General features: G+C 76.0%; 19 protein-coding genes. 7 read left to right on the top strand and 12 right to left on the bottom strand.

What is annotated here, in order from left to right; genetic code table 11:
- Positions 1 to 80 precede the first annotated feature (80 nt).
- Positions 81 to 704, top strand: coding sequence for a malonic semialdehyde reductase (locus AAG589_RS06865; RefSeq protein ID WP_430566497.1), 624 nt, complete (start codon positions 81 to 83; stop codon positions 702 to 704).
- 54 nt (positions 705 to 758) lie between these two features.
- Here AAG589_RS06865 and AAG589_RS06860 read toward each other — a convergent pair whose 3' ends face one another.
- The 6 genes from AAG589_RS06860 to AAG589_RS06835 all read right to left on the bottom strand — a co-directional run bounded on the left by AAG589_RS06860 (position 759) and on the right by AAG589_RS06835 (position 5936).
- Positions 759 to 1673 (bottom strand): sulfurtransferase, encoded by a 915-nt coding sequence (locus tag AAG589_RS06860; protein ID WP_430566496.1) that lies wholly within the window; start codon positions 1671 to 1673, stop codon positions 759 to 761.
- Positions 1670 to 2281, bottom strand: coding sequence for a ribosomal protein S18-alanine N-acetyltransferase (gene rimI / locus AAG589_RS06855; protein ID WP_430566495.1), 612 nt, complete (start codon positions 2279 to 2281; stop codon positions 1670 to 1672). The genes AAG589_RS06860 and rimI overlap by 4 nt, the downstream gene beginning before the upstream one ends.
- Positions 2278 to 3009 (bottom strand): tRNA (adenosine(37)-N6)-threonylcarbamoyltransferase complex dimerization subunit type 1 TsaB, encoded by a 732-nt coding sequence (gene tsaB / locus AAG589_RS06850; protein WP_430566494.1) that lies wholly within the window; start codon positions 3007 to 3009, stop codon positions 2278 to 2280. Before tsaB ends, rimI begins: the two co-directional genes overlap by 4 nt.
- A 52-nt stretch (positions 3010 to 3061) precedes the next feature.
- Positions 3062 to 3619, bottom strand: coding sequence for a tRNA (adenosine(37)-N6)-threonylcarbamoyltransferase complex ATPase subunit type 1 TsaE (tsaE, locus tag AAG589_RS06845; RefSeq protein ID WP_430566493.1), 558 nt, complete (start codon positions 3617 to 3619; stop codon positions 3062 to 3064).
- Positions 3616 to 4830, bottom strand: coding sequence for an alanine racemase (gene alr / locus AAG589_RS06840; protein ID WP_430567161.1), 1215 nt, complete (start codon positions 4828 to 4830; stop codon positions 3616 to 3618). The genes tsaE and alr overlap by 4 nt, the downstream gene beginning before the upstream one ends.
- 104 nt (positions 4831 to 4934) lie before the next feature.
- Complete coding sequence (locus AAG589_RS06835; protein WP_430566492.1) at positions 4935 to 5936, bottom strand: pseudouridine synthase; 1002 nt, start codon at positions 5934 to 5936, stop codon at positions 4935 to 4937.
- A 33-nt stretch (positions 5937 to 5969) separates the two neighbouring features.
- On the opposite strand from AAG589_RS06835, the gene AAG589_RS06830 reads away from it, so the two are divergent.
- The gene (locus tag AAG589_RS06830; protein ID WP_430566491.1) at positions 5970 to 6452 is read left to right on the top strand and encodes a glutathione peroxidase; all 483 of its coding nucleotides are present in this window, start codon (positions 5970 to 5972) and stop codon (positions 6450 to 6452) included.
- A 26-nt stretch (positions 6453 to 6478) separates the two neighbouring features.
- Here the strand turns inward: AAG589_RS06830 and AAG589_RS06825 are convergent, their stop codons facing one another.
- The gene (locus AAG589_RS06825) at positions 6479 to 8095 is read right to left on the bottom strand and encodes a bifunctional ADP-dependent NAD(P)H-hydrate dehydratase/NAD(P)H-hydrate epimerase (RefSeq protein WP_430566490.1); all 1617 of its coding nucleotides are present in this window, start codon (positions 8093 to 8095) and stop codon (positions 6479 to 6481) included.
- A 69-nt stretch (positions 8096 to 8164) separates the two neighbouring features.
- Between AAG589_RS06825 and AAG589_RS06820 the strand changes: the two genes are divergently transcribed.
- Together AAG589_RS06820 and AAG589_RS06815 are read left to right on the top strand one after the other, a co-directional pair.
- On the top strand, positions 8165 to 9220 hold the full coding sequence (locus AAG589_RS06820; RefSeq protein ID WP_430566489.1) for an LLM class F420-dependent oxidoreductase: 1056 nt from the start codon (positions 8165 to 8167) through the stop codon (positions 9218 to 9220).
- A gap of 4 nt (positions 9221 to 9224) precedes the next feature.
- Positions 9225 to 10070 carry an alpha/beta fold hydrolase gene (locus AAG589_RS06815; protein WP_430566488.1) on the top strand — a complete coding sequence of 282 codons (846 nt, stop codon included), beginning with the start codon at positions 9225 to 9227 and terminating at the stop codon, positions 10068 to 10070.
- A gap of 20 nt (positions 10071 to 10090) precedes the next feature.
- On the opposite strand, the gene AAG589_RS06810 is transcribed toward AAG589_RS06815, so the two are convergent.
- On the bottom strand, positions 10091 to 10441 hold the full coding sequence (locus AAG589_RS06810) for a holo-ACP synthase (RefSeq protein WP_430566487.1): 351 nt from the start codon (positions 10439 to 10441) through the stop codon (positions 10091 to 10093).
- Between the two features lie 62 nt (positions 10442 to 10503).
- Between AAG589_RS06810 and AAG589_RS06805 the strand changes: the two genes are divergently transcribed.
- Positions 10504 to 11325, top strand: a complete 822-nt coding sequence (locus AAG589_RS06805; protein ID WP_430567160.1) for an alpha/beta fold hydrolase — start codon at positions 10504 to 10506, stop codon at positions 11323 to 11325.
- 3 nt (positions 11326 to 11328) lie between these two features.
- On the opposite strand, the gene AAG589_RS06800 is transcribed toward AAG589_RS06805, so the two are convergent.
- The gene (locus AAG589_RS06800) at positions 11329 to 11688 is read right to left on the bottom strand and encodes a pyrophosphatase (RefSeq protein WP_430566486.1); all 360 of its coding nucleotides are present in this window, start codon (positions 11686 to 11688) and stop codon (positions 11329 to 11331) included.
- An 81-nt stretch (positions 11689 to 11769) separates the two neighbouring features.
- Between AAG589_RS06800 and AAG589_RS06795 the strand changes: the two genes are divergently transcribed.
- Together AAG589_RS06795 and coaA are read left to right on the top strand one after the other, a co-directional pair.
- Positions 11770 to 12819 (top strand): DUF72 domain-containing protein, encoded by a 1050-nt coding sequence (locus AAG589_RS06795; RefSeq protein WP_430566485.1) that lies wholly within the window; start codon positions 11770 to 11772, stop codon positions 12817 to 12819.
- Entirely contained in the window at positions 12720 to 13679 is a 960-nt protein-coding gene (gene coaA / locus AAG589_RS06790) for a type I pantothenate kinase (RefSeq protein WP_430567159.1), read from the top strand. Before AAG589_RS06795 ends, coaA begins: the two co-directional genes overlap by 100 nt.
- A gap of 18 nt (positions 13680 to 13697) precedes the next feature.
- Here coaA and AAG589_RS06785 read toward each other — a convergent pair whose 3' ends face one another.
- From AAG589_RS06785 to glmM, 3 genes are all read right to left on the bottom strand, one after another.
- On the bottom strand, positions 13698 to 14366 hold the full coding sequence (locus AAG589_RS06785) for a DedA family protein (protein WP_430566484.1): 669 nt from the start codon (positions 14364 to 14366) through the stop codon (positions 13698 to 13700).
- A gap of 159 nt (positions 14367 to 14525) precedes the next feature.
- Entirely contained in the window at positions 14526 to 15206 is a 681-nt protein-coding gene (locus AAG589_RS06780; RefSeq protein WP_446719685.1) for a peptide deformylase, read from the bottom strand.
- A complete protein-coding gene (gene glmM / locus AAG589_RS06775) occupies positions 15203 to 16567 on the bottom strand; it encodes a phosphoglucosamine mutase (protein WP_430567157.1) in 1365 nt (454 codons plus the stop codon). Before glmM ends, AAG589_RS06780 begins: the two co-directional genes overlap by 4 nt.
- Positions 16568 to 16652 lie beyond the last annotated feature (85 nt).

Raw genomic sequence — 16652 nt, 5'->3', positions numbered from 1 at the left:
TCGCCCCTCGTGAGGGCGGTGTGGGGCACGTCACGCCCGTCCGCGGAATCATGCGTCTGCATCTATCCGTTGAGGCAACCATGACCGAGACCCTGACGCACCCGACCACGCCCCTCGCCGTCGGCGACGACGTGGCGGACCTCCTGTTCCGCGCCGCCCGCACCACCTCGCTCTTCACGGACGAGCCCGTCACCGACGAGCAGCTCGCCGCCGCGTGGGACCTGGCCAAGTTCGGTCCGACCGCGATGAACACGCTGCCGCTGCGCGTCCTCGTCGTGCGCTCGGGCGACGCCCGCGAGCGCCTCGTCACCCACATGAACGACGGCAACAAGGACCGCGTCGCCGGCGCCCCCGTCTCCCTCGTGCTGGCCGCCGACCCGGCCTTCCACCAGCACCTGGACACCCTGTTCCCCGCCTACCCCGGCATGAAGGACCAGCTGGAGCCCGCCGCGGACGTCCGTGAGCAGATGGCCCGCAGCAACGCCCTCATCCAGGCCGGCTACCTCATCGTCGGCCTGCGCGCCGCCGGCCTGGCCGCCGGCCCGATGAACGGCATGGACTTCGACGGCGTGGACGGCGAGTTCTTCGCCGAGTCCGGCTGGAAGTCGTTCCTGGTGATCAACGTCGGCCACGCCGAGGGCGAGGGCTCGCCGTACCCGCGCGGCCCGCGGCTCTCCTTCGACGAGGTCGCCGAGATCCTCTGACCCGTGAACCGCTGGTTGAGCCTGTCGAAACCCGGTCCCGGGATTTCGACAGGCTCAATCGCCGGAGGGACGGTCGCCGACGGCCACCGGGCGCGTCGGGTCGTTCGACCACTGCGACCAGGAGCCCGGGTACAGGCCCGCCGTGATGCCCGCGCAGGCGAGCGCGGCGATCTCGTGGGACGCCGTCACGCCGGAGCCGCAGTAGACGCCGACGGCGAGCGCGCCGTCGGCGTCCCCGTCGTCGGCCGCGCTCAGGCCCAGGTCGGCGAACCGCCCCTGGAGCGACTCCTCGTCGAGGAACGTGCCGTCGTCGCGGAGGTTCTCCGTGGTCGGCGCGCTCACGGCGCCCGGCACGTGGCCGGCCCGCGGGTCGACCGGCTCGGTCTCGCCCCGGTACCGCTCGGGGGCCCGCGCGTCCAGCAGCGCGCCCGTCTCGGCCAGCTCCGCCGCGTCGTCGGCGTCGAGCACGGGCAGGTGCCCCGGCCGCACGACGAGGTCGCCGGGCGCGCGGGTGACGTCGCCGCTCTCCAGCGCGTAGCCCGCGCGCACCCAGGCGGGCAGGCCGCCGTCGAGGATGCGCACGTCCGCGACGCCGAAGTAGCGCAGCAGCCACCACGCGCGGGCCGCGGACGTGCCGCCCACCGTGTCGTAGACGACGACGCGCGAGTCGCCCCGCAGCCCCCAGGCCCGCGCGCTGCGCTGGAACGACGACGCCGAGGGCAGCGGGTGGCGCCCCTCCTCGGGCGACGCCTCCGCGGCCAGCTCGGACTCCAGGTCCACGTAGACGGCATCGGGCAGGTGCCCCCCGAGGTACCGCTCGCGGCCGTCGGTCATGCCGAGCGCCCAGCGGACGTCGAGCAGCACGGGCGCGCCGTCCGCCGGGTCGGGCCCGGCGCTCAGCCGCAGGTCCGCCGCGAGCTCGGCGACCGTGACCAGCACCCGCGATCGCGGCGTGTCCTCGCGGGTCACGACGCCGTCCTTCGTGGCGCCCGATGGCCCCGCAGGTCCAGGCGCATCGTGAAGGCGTCCTTGTCCTCCGGCTGGTAGTACCGCTTGCGCAGCCCGATCCGCTCGAAGCCGTGCCGCTCGTACAGCGCGAGCGCGGGCTCGTTGTCCACCCGCACCTCGAGCAGCACCGCCTCCGCCCTGAGCTTGCGGGCGCGCTCCACGAGCGCCTCCAGGAGCGCCCGGCCGACCCCGTGCCGCTGGTAGTGCGGGTCGACGCCGATCGTCATGACCTGCGCGACGTCGCCGTCGAACCAGAGCCCGGCGTAGCCGACGACCGGCTTGGGCCCGACCCCGTACACCGCGACGGCGTCCGGCCCCGCCGGCTCGGCCACGACGTACCAGCGGCCGAGCGCCGCCAGCTCGTCGGCGAGCATCCCGTACGTCCATGCCCCCGCGCCGAACAGCACCCGCTCGAGCTGGAGCACCCGGTCGAAGTCGGCGCTGCCCAGCGGTCGCAGCCGGCACGACGGCGCGTAGACGTGCTGCACGGTGCGCGGCAGGTGGGGCGGCTCGCGCTGCTCGGGCCGCTCCGCCGCCGGCTCGCCCACCGTGGGCTGCTCGGTGGTCATGCCGGGCTCCCGGTGGCGGGGACGAGGCGCGGCGACGCGGGCTCCTGGACGTCGGGCCGGCGCAGGTACAGCGGCTCGGTGGGCAGGTCCTCGCCCGCGGCGCGGCGCGCGAGCGCGAGGCGCGCCAGGACGGCGGCGTCGGGCACGAGCGGGCCGTCGTCGTCGGCGGGCAGGTGCTCGGGGTAGAGGCTCGCGCCCTCGCCCACGACGACCAGCCGGCCGTCCGCGGGGGCGTCCGCGAGGCGGGCGGCGACGGCCGCGGCCTTGTCCACGCCTGGCCCGGCCAGCGTCTCGACCACGGGCACGGCGTGCGGCCCCTCGTGCGCGACGACGCGGTAGTGCGCCCAGTAGACCTCCTTGCGGCGCGCGTCGGTCGCGACGAGCACCTCGTCGCCCGGCGTCAGGCCGAGGTCGGCGACCGCCTGCACGGCGAGCGCGTCGACGCTGGGCACGCCGAGCACGTCGATCCCGAGCGCGAGCGCCAGGGTGCGCGCGGTGACCAGGCCGACCCGCAGGCCGGTGAAGGGTGCGGGCCCGGTGCCCACGGCGACCGCCGTGAGGTCCGTGCGGTCCAGGCCGGCGTCGGCGAGCACCGCGTCGACGAGCGGGGCCAGCGACTCGGCGTGCCGGCGGCGCTCGTCCGCCGAGCGCGCGGCGAGCCGGGCGCCGCCCGGGTCGACGAGCGCGACGGCGACGGCTGCGGAGGTGTCCAATGCGAGAACTGCCACGGTCTCAGCCTACGTTTCCCGCCGCCCGCCCGGGAGCGACGTGCTCGACGGGTCAGCGCGCGGTGAGTGCGGCCAGGTCGACGCCGGCCCACCGGGGGCCGACGCCGCGCAGCGTCGCGTGGCGGGTCCCGGCGCCCGGGTCGGCCTCGTCGTCGGCGCCGGCGTCGGGATCCGCACCGGCCGCCGTGCCGCGCGGCCGCTCCAGGTCGATCTCGAGCCGGTCGTCAGTGAGCGCCTCGGCGAGCCCGCGGCCCCACTCGACGACGGTGACGGACTCGTCGAGGGAGGAGTCCAGGTCCAGCGCGTCGAGCTCCCCCAGGCCGCCGAGCCGGTAGGCGTCCACGTGCACCAGCGCCGGACCCCGCGAGCCGTCCTCGCGGGGCAGCGGCGGGTGCTCGCGCGCCACGATGAACGTGGGCGACGCCACCTGGCCGCGCACGCCGAGCGCCGCCCCGAGCCCCTGCGTGAGCGTCGTCTTGCCCGCCCCCAGGTCGCCCGTGAGGATCACCAGGTCCCCCGCGCGGAGCACCCCCGCCAGGGCCGCCCCCAGCGCGCGGGTGGACTCCGCGTCCGGCAGGTCCGTCTCCGTCCGCACGACGACGTCGCTCACCGCTGCACTTCCTTCCAGGTCTCCGTGTCGGGTGTCTTGTCGAGGCCCGTGTACGCGCGCACCGCGCGCGCCCCGATGCCCGTGACGATCTCGTAGCTGATGGTGCCCGCGGCGCGGGCCCAGTCCTCGGCGTTCGGCACGGTCGCCCCGCGGTCGACGCCGTCCGACGCCCCGAACAGCGTCACCACGTCGCCCGCGCGCTCGGTCCCGGCCGGCCCCAGGTCGAGCACGAACTGGTCCATGCACACCCGCCCGGCCACGCGCAACACGCGGGCGGACGCAGCGCTCCCGACGCCCACCGGCCCGCCGACGCCGAGGCTGCCGCCCGACGCGTGCCGCTGGATGCCGTCCGCGTAGCCCAGCGGCACCACGCCCAGCCGGGTGTCGCGCGGCGTCGTGTAGTGGTGCCCGTACGACACGCCGTGGCCGGCCGGCACGTCCTTGACCGTCGCGAGCCGGGCCTGGAGCGTCATCGCCCCGCGCAGCCCATAGTCACCCGGCGCGCCCAGCTGCGGCACCGGCGAGTGCCCGTAGACGGCGATGCCCGGGCGGACCAGGTCGTAGTGCAGCCGCGGGTCGGTGAGCACGGCCGCGGAGTTCGCGAGGTGCCGCACCTCGAGCGACGCCCCGGAGCCCTCGACGACGGCGACCGCCGCGTCGAACGCCGCCGCCTGGAGCGCGATCGACGGGTGCCCGGGCTCGTCCGCGCACGCCAGGTGCGACATCACGCCGACCACCCGCAGCACGCCCTCGGCCTCGAGCGCGGCCGCCCGGCGCACGACGTCCGGCAGGTCCGCGGGCATGATCCCGCTGCGTCCCAGTCCCGTGTCGACCTTGAGGTGCACGCGCGCCGGCTCGCCCGCGGCCCGCGCCCCGGCGGCCACCTCGTCGAGCGCCCACGGGGCCGCGACGCCGACGTCGACGCCCGCCGCCACGAGCCGGTCGAACGGCGCGCCGGGGGTGGCGAGCCAGGTGAGCACCCGGGCGTCGTCCGTCGTGACGCCGCCGGCGCGCAGCGCGAGCGCCTCGGCCGGGACCGCCGTGCCGAGCCACGTCGCGCCGCCCGCGAGCGCCGCCCGCGCCACCGGGAGCATCCCGTGCCCGTACCCGTCGGCCTTGACCACGGCCATCACCGCGGCGCCGGAGGCGTGGCCCGCCAGGGCGCGCACGTTGTCCCGCACGGCCGACAGGTCCACGACGGCGCGCGCCAGCGCGTCGTCGGGGAAGTCGTCAGGAACGCTCGGGCCGGCCGACGCGGGGGTGGTGTCGGTCGGGACCTCGGACGGGACCTCGGTGCTCACGGTCATCGATTCTCTCACCGCGTCCCGTCGCTCCCGCCGTCACCCGTGTCCCCACCGGCGGGCCATGCGGCGAGGCGACGCCGGGAGCGGAACTCGCGATGCTCGCCGCTGATCGGGTCGACGAACGCGAGCGAGCGGGCGAGCAGCTGCAGCGGCCGGTCCGGGTCGTCGGGCGCGTCGTCGCGCAGCACCGGCCAGAACGGGTCGTGCAGCAGCGGCAGCCCCAGGGACGCCATGTGCAGGCGCAGCTGGTGCGTCTTGCCCGTGTGCGGCTCGAGCCGGTAGAGCCCGAGGCCGCGGGCGTCGTCCCGCGCGACGAGCGTCACCCGCGACTCCGCGTTCGGCTCCCCGGGCTCCTCCTGGGCGCGCACCACGCCCCGGTGCTTGACGATGCGCGAGCGGACCGTCGTCGTGCCGTCGCGGTCGAGCACCGCCCCCGGCTCCGGCAGCGGCGCGACCGCCTCGTAGACCTTCCGCACGGCCCGGTCCTGGAACGCCGTCTGGTACGCGCCGCGCACCTCGGGCCGCACGGTGAGCACCAGGACGCCGGCGGTGGGCCGGTCCAGCCGGTGCGCGGGCACCAGCTCGGGCAGGTCGAGCGTCGCGCGCAGGTGCACGAGCACGGTGCGGGTCACCCACCGCCCGCGCGGCATCGTGGCGACGAGGTGCGGCTTGTCCACGACCAGCAGGTCGTCGTCGCGGTGCAGCACCTCCAGCTCGTCGAGCGCGGGCACCTCCGGCTCGTCGGCGGGCGGGTCGCGGTACAGGTAGAGGAAGCCGCGCGGCTCGTAGGGGGTCGCGTCGTCGACGACGGCGCCCGTCCCCGTCACCACCTCCCCCGCGGCGAGCTTCTCCCGCAGCCGGGCCGCGTCGGCGTCGAACCGCTCCAGCAGGTACTGCGCCGCCGTCGCGTACCGGGCCGTGCTCGCCGGGTCGTGGGGCAGCACCAGGCGTGTGGGGTTGAGGCCGTCCCGCACGGGCAGGGGCGGGACGTGCTTGCGCGGACCGGGTGGCACCGGACCATTGTCCCGCGCGGCATGATGGGCCGTATGAGCCTCTACGACATCCCGTTCGAGCGCATGGACGGCACGACGACCACGCTCGCGGAGCACCGCGACGAGGTCGTGCTGGTGGTCAACGTCGCCTCGCGGTGCGGGCTCACCCCGCAGTACGAGGCGCTGGAACAGCTGCAGAAGTCGTACGCCGACCGCGGGTTCACCGTGATCGGCTTCCCCTCCAACCAGTTCCTCCAGGAGCTGTCCACCGACGAGAAGATCGCCGAGTTCTGCTCCACCACCTACGGGGTCACGTTCCCCGTGGTCTCCAAGATCCGGGTCAACGGGCGCCACACGCACCCGCTGTACGCCGAGCTGAAGAAGACCGCCGACGCCGGCGGGCACGACGGGCGCATCCGCTGGAACTTCGAGAAGTTCGTCGTGCTGCCCGGCGGCGAGGTGCACCGGTTCTCCCCGCAGACCGTCCCCGACGACCCGGCCGTCGTCGAGCTGGTGGAGAAGCACCTGCCGAGGTAGTCCAGCCCCCCGCGAGGTAGTCCAGGTCACCGCGAGGTAGTTCGGGCAGTCTCCAGCAGCGCGGCGACCTCACCGGGCACCGCGTGAGCGACGTCCAGCGCGGCTACCGGCCCGCCGGGCCGGGCACGGTGCGCGGCACGACCGTGCACCAGCGCCGCCGCGGCGGCGACCTCCGCCGCGAGCGCCGGCTCCTCGACGACGTCGCGCGACCGGGCTGCGAGCATCGCGCCCAGCACCCCGGCGAGCACGTCGCCGGCGCCCGCGGTGGCCAGCCAGCCCGGCCCGTCGGCCTGGGCGTACGCCACGTCCGGGCCGACGACGACGGTCACGCCGCCCTTGAGCAGCACCGTCGCGCCCGTCAGCTCGTGCGCGCGGCGGGCCCACCGCATCGGCTCGGCCTCGACGTCGGTGCGGCGCACGTCCTCGCCGCGCGCCCGCAGCAGCGCCGTCAGCTCCCCGGCGTGCGGGGTGAGCACGAACCACGCGGGCACGTGCTCGTCGAGCAGCCCCAGCCCGCCCGCGTCGACGACAGCGGGCACCGGCCCGCCCGCGGTCCCGGCGAGATGTCCGGCCGCCGCGGCGAGCGCCGCCCGGCCGCGCTCGTGCTGCCCGTCGTCCGTGCCGTCGTCCTCGCCCGCGCGCGCCGCCTCCGGTCCGCCTGGGACGCCGGGCCCCACGACCCACGACTGCACCCGACCGGGGGCCGTGACGACCTCGGGCCGGGTAGCCAGCACGCGCCCGCCGACGTCGCGCGACCCGCGGTACCGCACCATGCCGGCGCCGGTGCGCACGGCGGCCGTGGTCGTCAGCACGGCCGCACCGGGGTAGGTCGCGGTGCCCGCGACGACGCCGACCACGCCGCGCGTGTACTTGTGGTCCGCAGGGCCGGGCTCCGGCCACGAGGCCGCGACGTCGGCGGGCCCCAGCCGCCGCAGGGCGGGCGCCCCGGCGGGCTCCAGCCCGATGTCCACGACGCTCACCTCGCCGGCGAGGCCGGCCGCCGGCGGCAGCAGCAGGCCGGGCTTGGCGGCGCCGAACGTCACCGTGCGGTCCGCCGGCAGCACCGGGCCGGCCACGGCGCCGTCGTCGACCCCGACGCCCGACGGCACGTCCACCGCGACCACCCGCGGCCGGTCGTCCCCCGCCGCTGTGAGCGGGTGCTTGGCCCCGACACGCCGGTCGATGCGGGCCAAGAACCCGCTCACAACGTCCTGGGCGAGGTCGCGCAGGGGGCCGCGTGCGCCGATGCCGACGAGGCCGTCGAGCACGACGTCGGCGCGGGCGGCGTCGTCGACCACCGCGCCGAGGGCGTCGGGCGTCGCGAACAGCTCGACGACCCGGCCGCCCGCGCGCTCCAGCGCCGCGCGACCGCCCGCGTGGAAGCGCTCGGCCACGAGCACCGCCGTGACCGCGAGCCCGCGCCGGGCGAGCACCGCACCGGCGTGCAGCGCGTCGCCGCCGTTGTTGCCCGCCCCGGCGAGCACGACCACGCGCGCGCCACGGACCGGGCCGCGGCGGGCGGCGACGTCGCGCAGCACGTGCGTCGCGAGCGCGAACGACGCCCGCTCCATCAGGGGCACCCCCGCCGCGAGCAGCGGCTCCTCGGCGGCGCGGACGTCGGCGGCGGACCAGGCGGAGATCATGGGACGCATCCTGCCGCGCGCCGCCGTGCCCCGCAGCGTCGCCGCAGGTCGAGGCATAGGCTCGGGCCCATGCGATTCGGACTCTTCATCCCGCAGGGCTGGCGCCACTCGCTCACCGACGTCCCCCCGGAGCAGCACTGGGAGACGATGCTGTCCCTGCTCCACTACGCCGACAACGCCGCGGCCGGCGAGCCGATCCCCGGCGGCCCCTGGGCCTGGGACTCGGTCTGGGTGTACGACCACTTCCACACCGTCCCGGTCCCGAGCACCGAGGCCACGCACGAGGCGTGGACGCTGATGGCGGCGTTCGCGGCGGCGTCCCAGCGGGTGAAGCTGGGCCAGATGTGCACGTGCATGTCGTACCGCAACCCGGCCTACCTGGCGAAGGTCGCCTCGACGGTGGACGCGATCTCCGGCGGCCGCGCGCAGCTCGGCATCGGTGCGGGCTGGTACGAGCACGAGTGGCGCGCGTACGGCTACGGCTTTCCCCGCGCGGGCGAGCGCCTGCGCGCCCTCGACGAGGGGCTGCAGATCATCACGCAGATGTGGCGCACCGGGTCGTCCGGGACGTTCGACGGCGAGACCTATCAGGTGGACGGCGCGCTCTGCTACCCGCAGCCGCTGCAGCGGCTCCCGGTGGGCGACGGCGGCGCCGAGGTGCCGAGCGTCCCGCTGTGGGTGGCGGGCGGCGGCGAGAAGAAGACCCTGCGCATCGCCGCGCGGTTCGCGCAGTACACGAACTTCGACGGCTCCCCCGAGGGCTTCGCCCGCAAGTCGGCGATCCTCGAGCAGCACTGCCGCGACGTGGGTCGTGACTTCGGGGAGATCACGCGCTCGTCCGACTACAACGTGGTCATCGGGGAGAACCAGGCCGAGGTGGACGACCGCTTCGCCTGGATCGAGTCCCACTTCCGCAAGTACGCGCCGGGCGAGCGGGGCGAGAGCGAGATCGCGAGCTGGCGCAACAGCCCGCTGGTCGGCACGCCGGAGCAGATCGTCGAGAAGCTCTCCGGCCTGGGCGACCTCGGGATGACGTACGCCATCACCTACTTCCCGAACGCGGCCGCCGACCGCGACCAGATCGAGCTCTTCCAGCGGCAGGTCATCCCGGAGCTGCAGGGCTGAGCCGGTGGGCACAGGGGCGGGCTCGCGGCACGAGCTGGACCTGCCGGACGGCCGGCGGCTCGTCGCGTACGACGACGGCCCGCCGTCCGCCGACGCCGTCGTCTGGCACCACGGGTCGCCCCAGTCCGGCGCGCTGCTGCCGCCGGTCGTCGACGCCGCCCGGGAGCGCGGGCTGCGGGTGGTCTCCGCGGCCCGCGCCGGGTACGGCGGGTCCACCCGCCGCCCGGGGCGCACCGTGGCGGACGCCGCGTCGGACGTGGCGCACGCCCTCGACGTGCTCGGGGTGACCCGGTGCCTCGCCGTCGGCGCCTCGGGCGGCGGCCCGCACGCGCTGGCCCTCGCCGCGCTCCGGCCCGACCTGGTGTCCGGCGCGGTCACCCTCGCGGGCGTCGCGCCGTACCCCGGCCCCGGCCGGGACGGCCCCTGGTTCGCCGGGATGGTCGACGACGGAGGCCTGCGCGCCGCCCTCGACGGGCCGGCCGCCCGCGAGCGGCACGCCGAGACGGCGCAGTTCGACGAGTCGAGCTTCACCGCCGACGACTACGCGACGCTGGCCGGCACGTGGGCGGCGCTGGGCGCCGACGCCTCGCGGTCCGGCCAGGAGTGGCCCGGCGGGCAGGTCGACGACGACCTCGCGTTCGTCCGGCCCTGGGGCGTGGCGCTCGGCGACGTCGCTCCCCCGACCCTGGTGGTGCAGGGCGGCGCCGACCGCGTGGTGCCCCGGCAGCACGCCGACCTCCTGCTCGACGCGCTGCCCGCCGCGGAGCTGTGGCTGCGGCCCCGCGCGGGCCACGTCAGCGTGCTCACCGCGCTGCCGGTCGCGCTCGACTGGTGGCGGTCCGTCGGCTGACGTCCCGCACGGCGGGGCCGTCAGCCCTCCGCCACCACCATGGCGGACGCGATGCCGGCGTCGTGGGAGATCGACAGGTGCCAGGCCGTCACCCCGAGCTCGTCGGCGCGGGCCCGCACGGTGCCGCGCAACTCGACCTCGGGCGGCCCGCCGACGGTGCGGTGCACGGTGGCGTCGTGCCAGTGCAGGTTCCCCGGCGCGCCCAGCGCCTTGGCGATGGCCTCCTTCGCCGCGAACCGGGCCGCGAGGGACGACGCCGGCAGGTCGCGCTCGGCCTCCGTGAAGAGCTTCTCGCGCAGGCGCGGCACCCGCTCGACGGTCGCCATGAACCGGGCGACGTCCACCACGTCGATGCCCACGCCGATGATCATGGGCCACAGCCTAGGTCGGCGACCGGCCCCTGTGGGCGGCCCGCCGTAGCGTGCCGCCCGTGATGATCGATGCCGCAGGCTCCCCGGTCCACGTCGTCGAGCGCGGAGCCGCGCCGGGACCGGACACCCCCACGATCGTGCTGCTGCACGGGTTCCCGGTGGACCACCGCCTCATGCTGACCGCGTTCGAGGGCGCCTTCGCCGGACGGCGGGACTGGCGCCGCGTCTATCTCGACCTCCCGGGGATGGGCGCGAGCCCGGCGTCCGGCGTCGCGAGCACCGACGACGTGCTGGCGGTCGTCCGGGCCGCGGTCGACGAGCTCGTCCCCGGCCCGTACGTCGTCGTCGGCGAGTCGTACGGCGGGTACCTCGCGCGCGGGCTCGTGGCCGCCGAGCCCGCGCGGGTGCGGGGGCTCGCGCTGCTGTGCCCGATGATCGTGCCCGAGCACGCCCGCCGGGACGTGCCGCCGCACCGCGTCCTGGTGCGCGACCCGGCGCTGCTGTCCGACGTCGGGGCGGCCGCGCTCGACGCCGACGACGTCGGCGTCGTGCAGACCCCCGAGACCTGGCGGCGCACCGAGGCCGAGGTGGTGCCCGGCCTCGCCGCGGCCGACCCCGAGACGGTCCGACGCATCGAGTCGCGCTACGCCGGGACGTTCCCGCTCGAGCCCCGGACCTACGCCGGCCCGACGCTGTTCCTGCTCGGCCGCCAGGACTCCTCGACCGGCTACCGCGACGCCTGGCGCCTCCTCGAGCACTACCCGCGCGCCACCTTCGCCGTCCTCGACCGCGCCGGGCACAACCTCCAGATCGAGCAGCCGGCGCTGTTCGACGCCCTCGTCGGCGAGTGGCTCGACCGCGTCGAGGAGGCGACGGCGCGGTAGCCGTCAGGGCTCGGTCGGAGCCGCGGCGCGGACGCCCGCCTCGTCCTGCGGCTCCACCAGGTGACGCCAGCGGAACCACTTGCGCTCGAGCTCGGCCTCGAGGTCGACGTCGAACCGGCGCGCCACGAGCAGCAGCTGGGCGAGCACGTCGGCCAGCTCGGCCCGGAAGGCGGCGTCGACCTCCCCGGCGCCGGCCCCGCGGTCCCGCGACCGTCCCGACCGGGCGAGGTACGCCTGGGTGAGCTCCCCGACCTCCTCGTGCAGCTTCAGCACCAGCCAGTCGTCGGTGCGCGGGACGCCGAAGCGGCGCTCGTACACGCGCGAGATGATCTCCAGCTCGTCGGACAGCTCGGCCAGCTCCATCCGCCGATGATGCACCCCCGGACGGCGTCGGCGGCACGTCCCGCGCGCGAGCCCCGCCAGACCGCCCGTAGGCTCGGCGCCGTGGCGAGCGTCCGCGTGGGCCTGTCGGGCTGGCAGTATGCCCACTGGCACGGCCCCTTCTACCCGGACGGCACGCGGCACGCCGACGAGCTGGCGTACGCCGCGGCCCGCTTCCCGTCGCTCGAGCTCAACGGGACGTTCTACGGCCTCCAGCGGCCGTCGTCGTTCCTCCGTTGGCGCGACGAGGTGCCGCGGGGCTTCACCTTCGCCGTCAAGGGCAGCCGCTACCTCACCCACCTCAAGCGGCTGCGGGACCCGCGCACGGCGCTCGCCAACTTCGTCGCGAGCGGCCTCCTCGCCCTCGGCGACCGGCTCGGCCCGGTGCTGTGGCAGCTCCCCGAGCGCGCGTCCTTCGACGCGGAGGTGCTCTCCCCGTTCCTCGAGCTCCTGCCGCGCACCACCGAGGCGGCCGGGCGCCTGGCGCAGCAGCACGACGACCGACTCCGCGCGGAGGCCTGGACCGAGCCCGGCCCGGACAGGCCGCTGCGGCACGCCCTGGAGGCGCGCCACGCCTCGTTCGCCGACCCGGCCGCGCTGGGGCTGCTGCGCGACCACGACGTCGCCCTGGTCGTCTCGGACGGCGCCGGTCGCTGGCCGCTGCTGGACCACCCCACCTCCGGCCTGGCATACCTGAGGCTGCACGGCCCCACCCGGCTCTACGCGAGCCGCTACGACAACGCGCGCCTGGACTCCTGGGCCGACTGGGTGCGCCGACGGCACGACGCCGGGCAGGACGTCGTCGTGTACCTCGACAACGACGGCGACGCCCACGCGCCGCGCGACGCCCGCCGCCTGCTGGAGCGGCTCGGCGACGTCGCCGAGCCCTGGCCGCCCGTGACGGCGCACCCCGCCGCGGCGCCACGGTTGTCGCGCACGGGCCCCTCTCGGGCAGAATCGTGCGGGTGGCACCGCAGTCCTCCGACACCGCACCCGGCACGGCCCCGCAGCCCCTGGGCGAGCACCTCACCCGGCTCGCGCCGGCGTCCCCGTACGTCGACCTCGACCGCGCGGCCTGGAGCCGCCTGTCGGCGTCGACCCCGCTGCCGCTGACCGACGCCGACGTCGAGCGCCTGCGCGGCCTGGGCGACCCGATCGACCTCGCCGAGGTGGACGACGTCTTCCGCCCGCTGTCCCGGCTGCTCAACCTGTACGTGGCGGCGAGCGCCGGGCTGCACCGCGCGACGTCGACGTTCCTCCACGAGGAGCCGCCGCGCACCCCGTACGTCATCGGCGTCGCGGGCTCGGTCGCGGTCGGCAAGTCGACGACGGCCCGCATCCTGCGCGAGATGCTGGCCCGCTGGCCGGACACCCCGCACGTCGAGCTGGTCACCACCGACGGCTTCCTCTACCCGAACGCCGAGCTGCAGCGCCGCGGGATCATGGACCGCAAGGGCTTCCCCGAGTCCTACGACCGCCGCGCGCTCATCCGGTTCCTGTCCCGTGTGAAGGCGGGCCAGGCCGAGGTGCGCGCGCCCGTGTACTCCCACGTCGTGTACGACATCGTGCCCGGCGAGGAGGTCGTGGTGCGCAAGCCGGACGTGCTCATCGTCGAGGGCCTCAACGTGCTGCAGCCGGCGCGGCCGTCGGCGGTCGACGAGTCGACGGTGGCGGTGAGCGACTTCTTCGACTTCTCGATCTACGTCGACGCCCGCACCCGCAACATCCGGCAGTGGTACGTCGAGCGCTTCCTGCAGCTGCGCAGGACGGCGTTCAGCAAGCCCGAGTCGTACTTCCGCCGCTACGCGGACCTGTCCGACGCCGAGGCGACGGAGCGCGCGCTGTCCATCTGGGAGTCGATCAACGCGCCGAACCTGGAGCACAACGTGCTGCCCACCCGCGGGCGCGCCACCCTCGTGCTCACGAAGGGCTCGGACCACTCCGTGCAGCGGGTGCGGCTGCGCAAGCTCTGAGAGGCCCGCGAGCCCCGGTCAGGCCGCCCGGCTCGTGGGCTCGGCGTCGGTCTCGTCGTCCTCGTCGTCGGCGGGCACCGGCTGCGTCCTGGGCGGGCCGGCGAGGCGCTGGACCACCTGGTCCACCAGGACGCCGAGCAGGATGCCGGCGACCACGCCGACGGCCATGGCGAGGAGCGTGTTGTGGCCGAGCCACGACGCGGCGGCCAGCCCGATGAGCATCGAGTAGATGCCCCACGTCACCGCGGCGATCCCGGAGTAGACCATGAACCGCCTGCGCGGGTAGCCGACGGCGCCGGCGGTCATGTTGACCGCCACCCGACCGATCGGCACGTACCGGGCCGCGAGGATGAACGACGCCCCGCGGTGGTCCAGCGCGTGCCGCGCCCACTCGACCGCCTTGCGCCCGCGGGCCGAGCGCAGGAAGCCGAAGCGCTCGGTGCCGACGACGCGGCCGATCTGGTAGGCGATCTGGTCGCCCGTCCAGGCCCCGGCGATGGCGAGGGCCAGCACGCCGGGCAGCCACGGCTCGCCCTCGGAGTGGGCGAGCACGGTCAGGGTGATGACCACCGACTCGCTGGGGATCGGCGGGAAGAACCCGTCGATCGTGGCGAAGACGTACATGGCCGGGTAGATCCACAAGGACGCACCCAGGTCGAGGACCCAGCCCTCCAGCTGTGCCAGCATCGTCGACAGGTTCACCAGGTCGGTCCCTCGGTTCGTCGGCCGGGAGGCGTGCCTCCGGCGGTCGCACGACGCCGGGCGGCGTCACGGCACCAGCCTAGGCAGTCCCGGGGCACCGGCTGCATGGGGGATACCCCCCGTTCCACCCTGAACGCCGAATGTTCACCCCTGTTCCACGAACCCCTGTCCCACGACCTGCCCGTAGCGCACGAGGTTCTCGTTCGAGGTGAGCGTGCGCAGGCGCGCGTGGTCCAGGTACAGCTCGCCCGCCAGATGGTCCGTCTCGTGCTGCACGATGCGGGCGGGCCAGCCGGTGAGCACCTCGTCGATCGGCGCCCTGGTCTCGTCACGGCCGGTGAGCCGGACCCGCCGGTGCCGCGCGACGACGGCCTGCCAGCCGCTCACGGACAGGCAGCCCTCGTGGAACGCGGCCCGCTCGGGCTCGCCGTCGGGGCCGGGCAGGGGCTCGTACCGCGGGTCGATCAGCACCCGGTACGGCAGCGGCGTCCGCTCCCGCGGGTCGTCGGCGTCTGGTGAGATCCCGGCGTCCTCGACGACGGCGATCGCCAGCCCGATGCCGACCTGCGGCGCCGCCAGCCCGACGCCCGGGGCGGCGTGCATGGTGCGCCGCATCGCGGCCAGCAGCCGCGGCAGCAGGTCTCCCAGCTGCCCCGTGTACGGGGCCGCGGGGGTGCGCAGCACGGGTGCCCCCGCCTGCACGATCGGCAGCACCCCCGGGCCGCCCGCCGCCGCGTCCGCGCGGTCGAGCAGGTCGGCGACGGCGGCGCGCAGCGCCTCGTCCACGGCGCCGGCCCGCGCGGCACCCGCCACGGGGTCCGTCACAGGGCCAGCCGGTCGCGCACGACGGCGGCGAGGGTGTCGGCCACGCCGTCGGCCTGCGTCTGGGTGGCCGCCTCGACCATGACCCGCACCAGCGGCTCGGTGCCGGACGGACGCAGCAGCACGCGGCCCGTCTCGCCCAGCAACGTCTCCGCGCTCTCGATCGCGGCCCGCACGCCCTCGTCGTCGGCCGCGCGGGCCTTGTCCACGCCCTTGACGTTGACGAGCGTCTGCGGCAGGCGGGGGACGTCGGCGGCGAGGTCGGCGAGCCGCCGGCCGGTCGCCTTCACGCGCGCGGCGAGGTGCAGCGCCGTGAGGACCCCGTCGCCGGTGGTCGCGTGGTCGGCGAGGATGATGTGCCCGGACTGCTCGCCCCCGAGGCCGTACCCGTGCGCCCGCATCTCCTCGAGCACGTACCGGTCGCCGACGCCCGTCTGGACGGTCGTGATGCCGGACTCGCGCATCGCGAGCAGCAGGCCCAGGTTGCTCATCACGGTGACGACGAGGGTGTCCGACGGCAGCCGGCCCTCGTCCTTGAGCGCGCGGGCGAGGATGCCGAGGATCTGGTCGCCGTCCACCAGCACACCGCCGTGGTCGACGGCCAGGCAGCGGTCCGCGTCGCCGTCGAAGGCGACGCCGAAGTCGGCCTCCGCGGCCACGACCACGGCCTGCAGCTGCTCCGGGTGGGTGGAGCCCGCCTTCTCGTTGATGTTGCGGCCGTCGGGGCTGGCGTTGATGACGACGACGTCGGCCCCGGCCTCGCGCAGCGCCTCCGGGCCGACCTGGCTCGCGGCGCCGTTCGCCGCGTCCACGGCGATGCGCAGGCCCTCCAGCGGGCGGACGTCCGGCGTCGTGCCGACGCTCGCCACGAGGTGCTCGACGTACTGCTGGGCGGCGATGCCGGTGTCGGAGCGCATGCGCCCGACGTCGGCGCCGATCGGCCGCTCCCAGTCCTGGCCGAGGCGGGCCTCGATCTCGTCCTCCACGTGGTCGGCCAGCTTGTGGCCGCCGCGCGCGAAGAACTTGATCCCGTTGTCCGGCATCGCGTTGTGGGACGCGGAGATCATGACGCCGAGGTCCATGTCCATCGCCCCGACGAGGTGGGCGAGCGCCGGGGTGGGCAGCACCCCGAGGTTGACCACGTCCACCCCCGAGCTGGCCAGGCCCGCGCCGACGGCCGCGGAGAGGAACTCCCCGGACGCCCGAGGGTCGCGCCCGACGACGGCGCGCGGGCGGTGCCCCGCGAACTCCCCGGACGTGCCGAGCACGTGCGCGGCCGCGCTGCCGAGCCCGAGGGCCAGGTCCGCGGTGACGTCCCGGTTGGCCAGCCCACGGACCCCGTCCGTGCCGAACAGTCGCACGATGTCTCCTCCTCCGGGCGCGGCGGCGGATCCGCACGCACACCCCACGGCGCCCCCGCGGACGCCGCACCGATCGTAGCCGGACGTG

The sequence above is a fragment of the Isoptericola sp. F-RaC21 genome (assembly GCF_038593535.1).
Classification (GTDB): Bacteria; Actinomycetota; Actinomycetes; order Actinomycetales; family Cellulomonadaceae; genus Isoptericola.
This window is presented reverse-complemented; position numbering and strand designations above follow the sequence as displayed.

Coding starts and splice junctions, on each gene's coding strand:
- AAG589_RS06785 (WP_430566484.1), bottom strand. CDS start 14,366: ATGCTGGCACAGCTGGAGGGCTGGGTCCTCGACCTGGGTGCGTCCTTG.
- AAG589_RS06865 (WP_430566497.1), top strand. CDS start 81: ATGACCGAGACCCTGACGCACCCGACCACGCCCCTCGCCGTCGGCGAC.
- AAG589_RS06810 (WP_430566487.1), bottom strand. CDS start 10,441: ATGATCATCGGCGTGGGCATCGACGTGGTGGACGTCGCCCGGTTCATG.
- rimI (WP_430566495.1), bottom strand. CDS start 2,281: ATGACCACCGAGCAGCCCACGGTGGGCGAGCCGGCGGCGGAGCGGCCC.
- AAG589_RS06805 (WP_430567160.1), top strand. CDS start 10,504: ATGATCGATGCCGCAGGCTCCCCGGTCCACGTCGTCGAGCGCGGAGCC.
- AAG589_RS06800 (WP_430566486.1), bottom strand. CDS start 11,688: ATGGAGCTGGCCGAGCTGTCCGACGAGCTGGAGATCATCTCGCGCGTG.
- AAG589_RS06825 (WP_430566490.1), bottom strand. CDS start 8,095: ATGATCTCCGCCTGGTCCGCCGCCGACGTCCGCGCCGCCGAGGAGCCG.
- AAG589_RS06820 (WP_430566489.1), top strand. CDS start 8,165: ATGCGATTCGGACTCTTCATCCCGCAGGGCTGGCGCCACTCGCTCACC.
- AAG589_RS06830 (WP_430566491.1), top strand. CDS start 5,970: ATGAGCCTCTACGACATCCCGTTCGAGCGCATGGACGGCACGACGACC.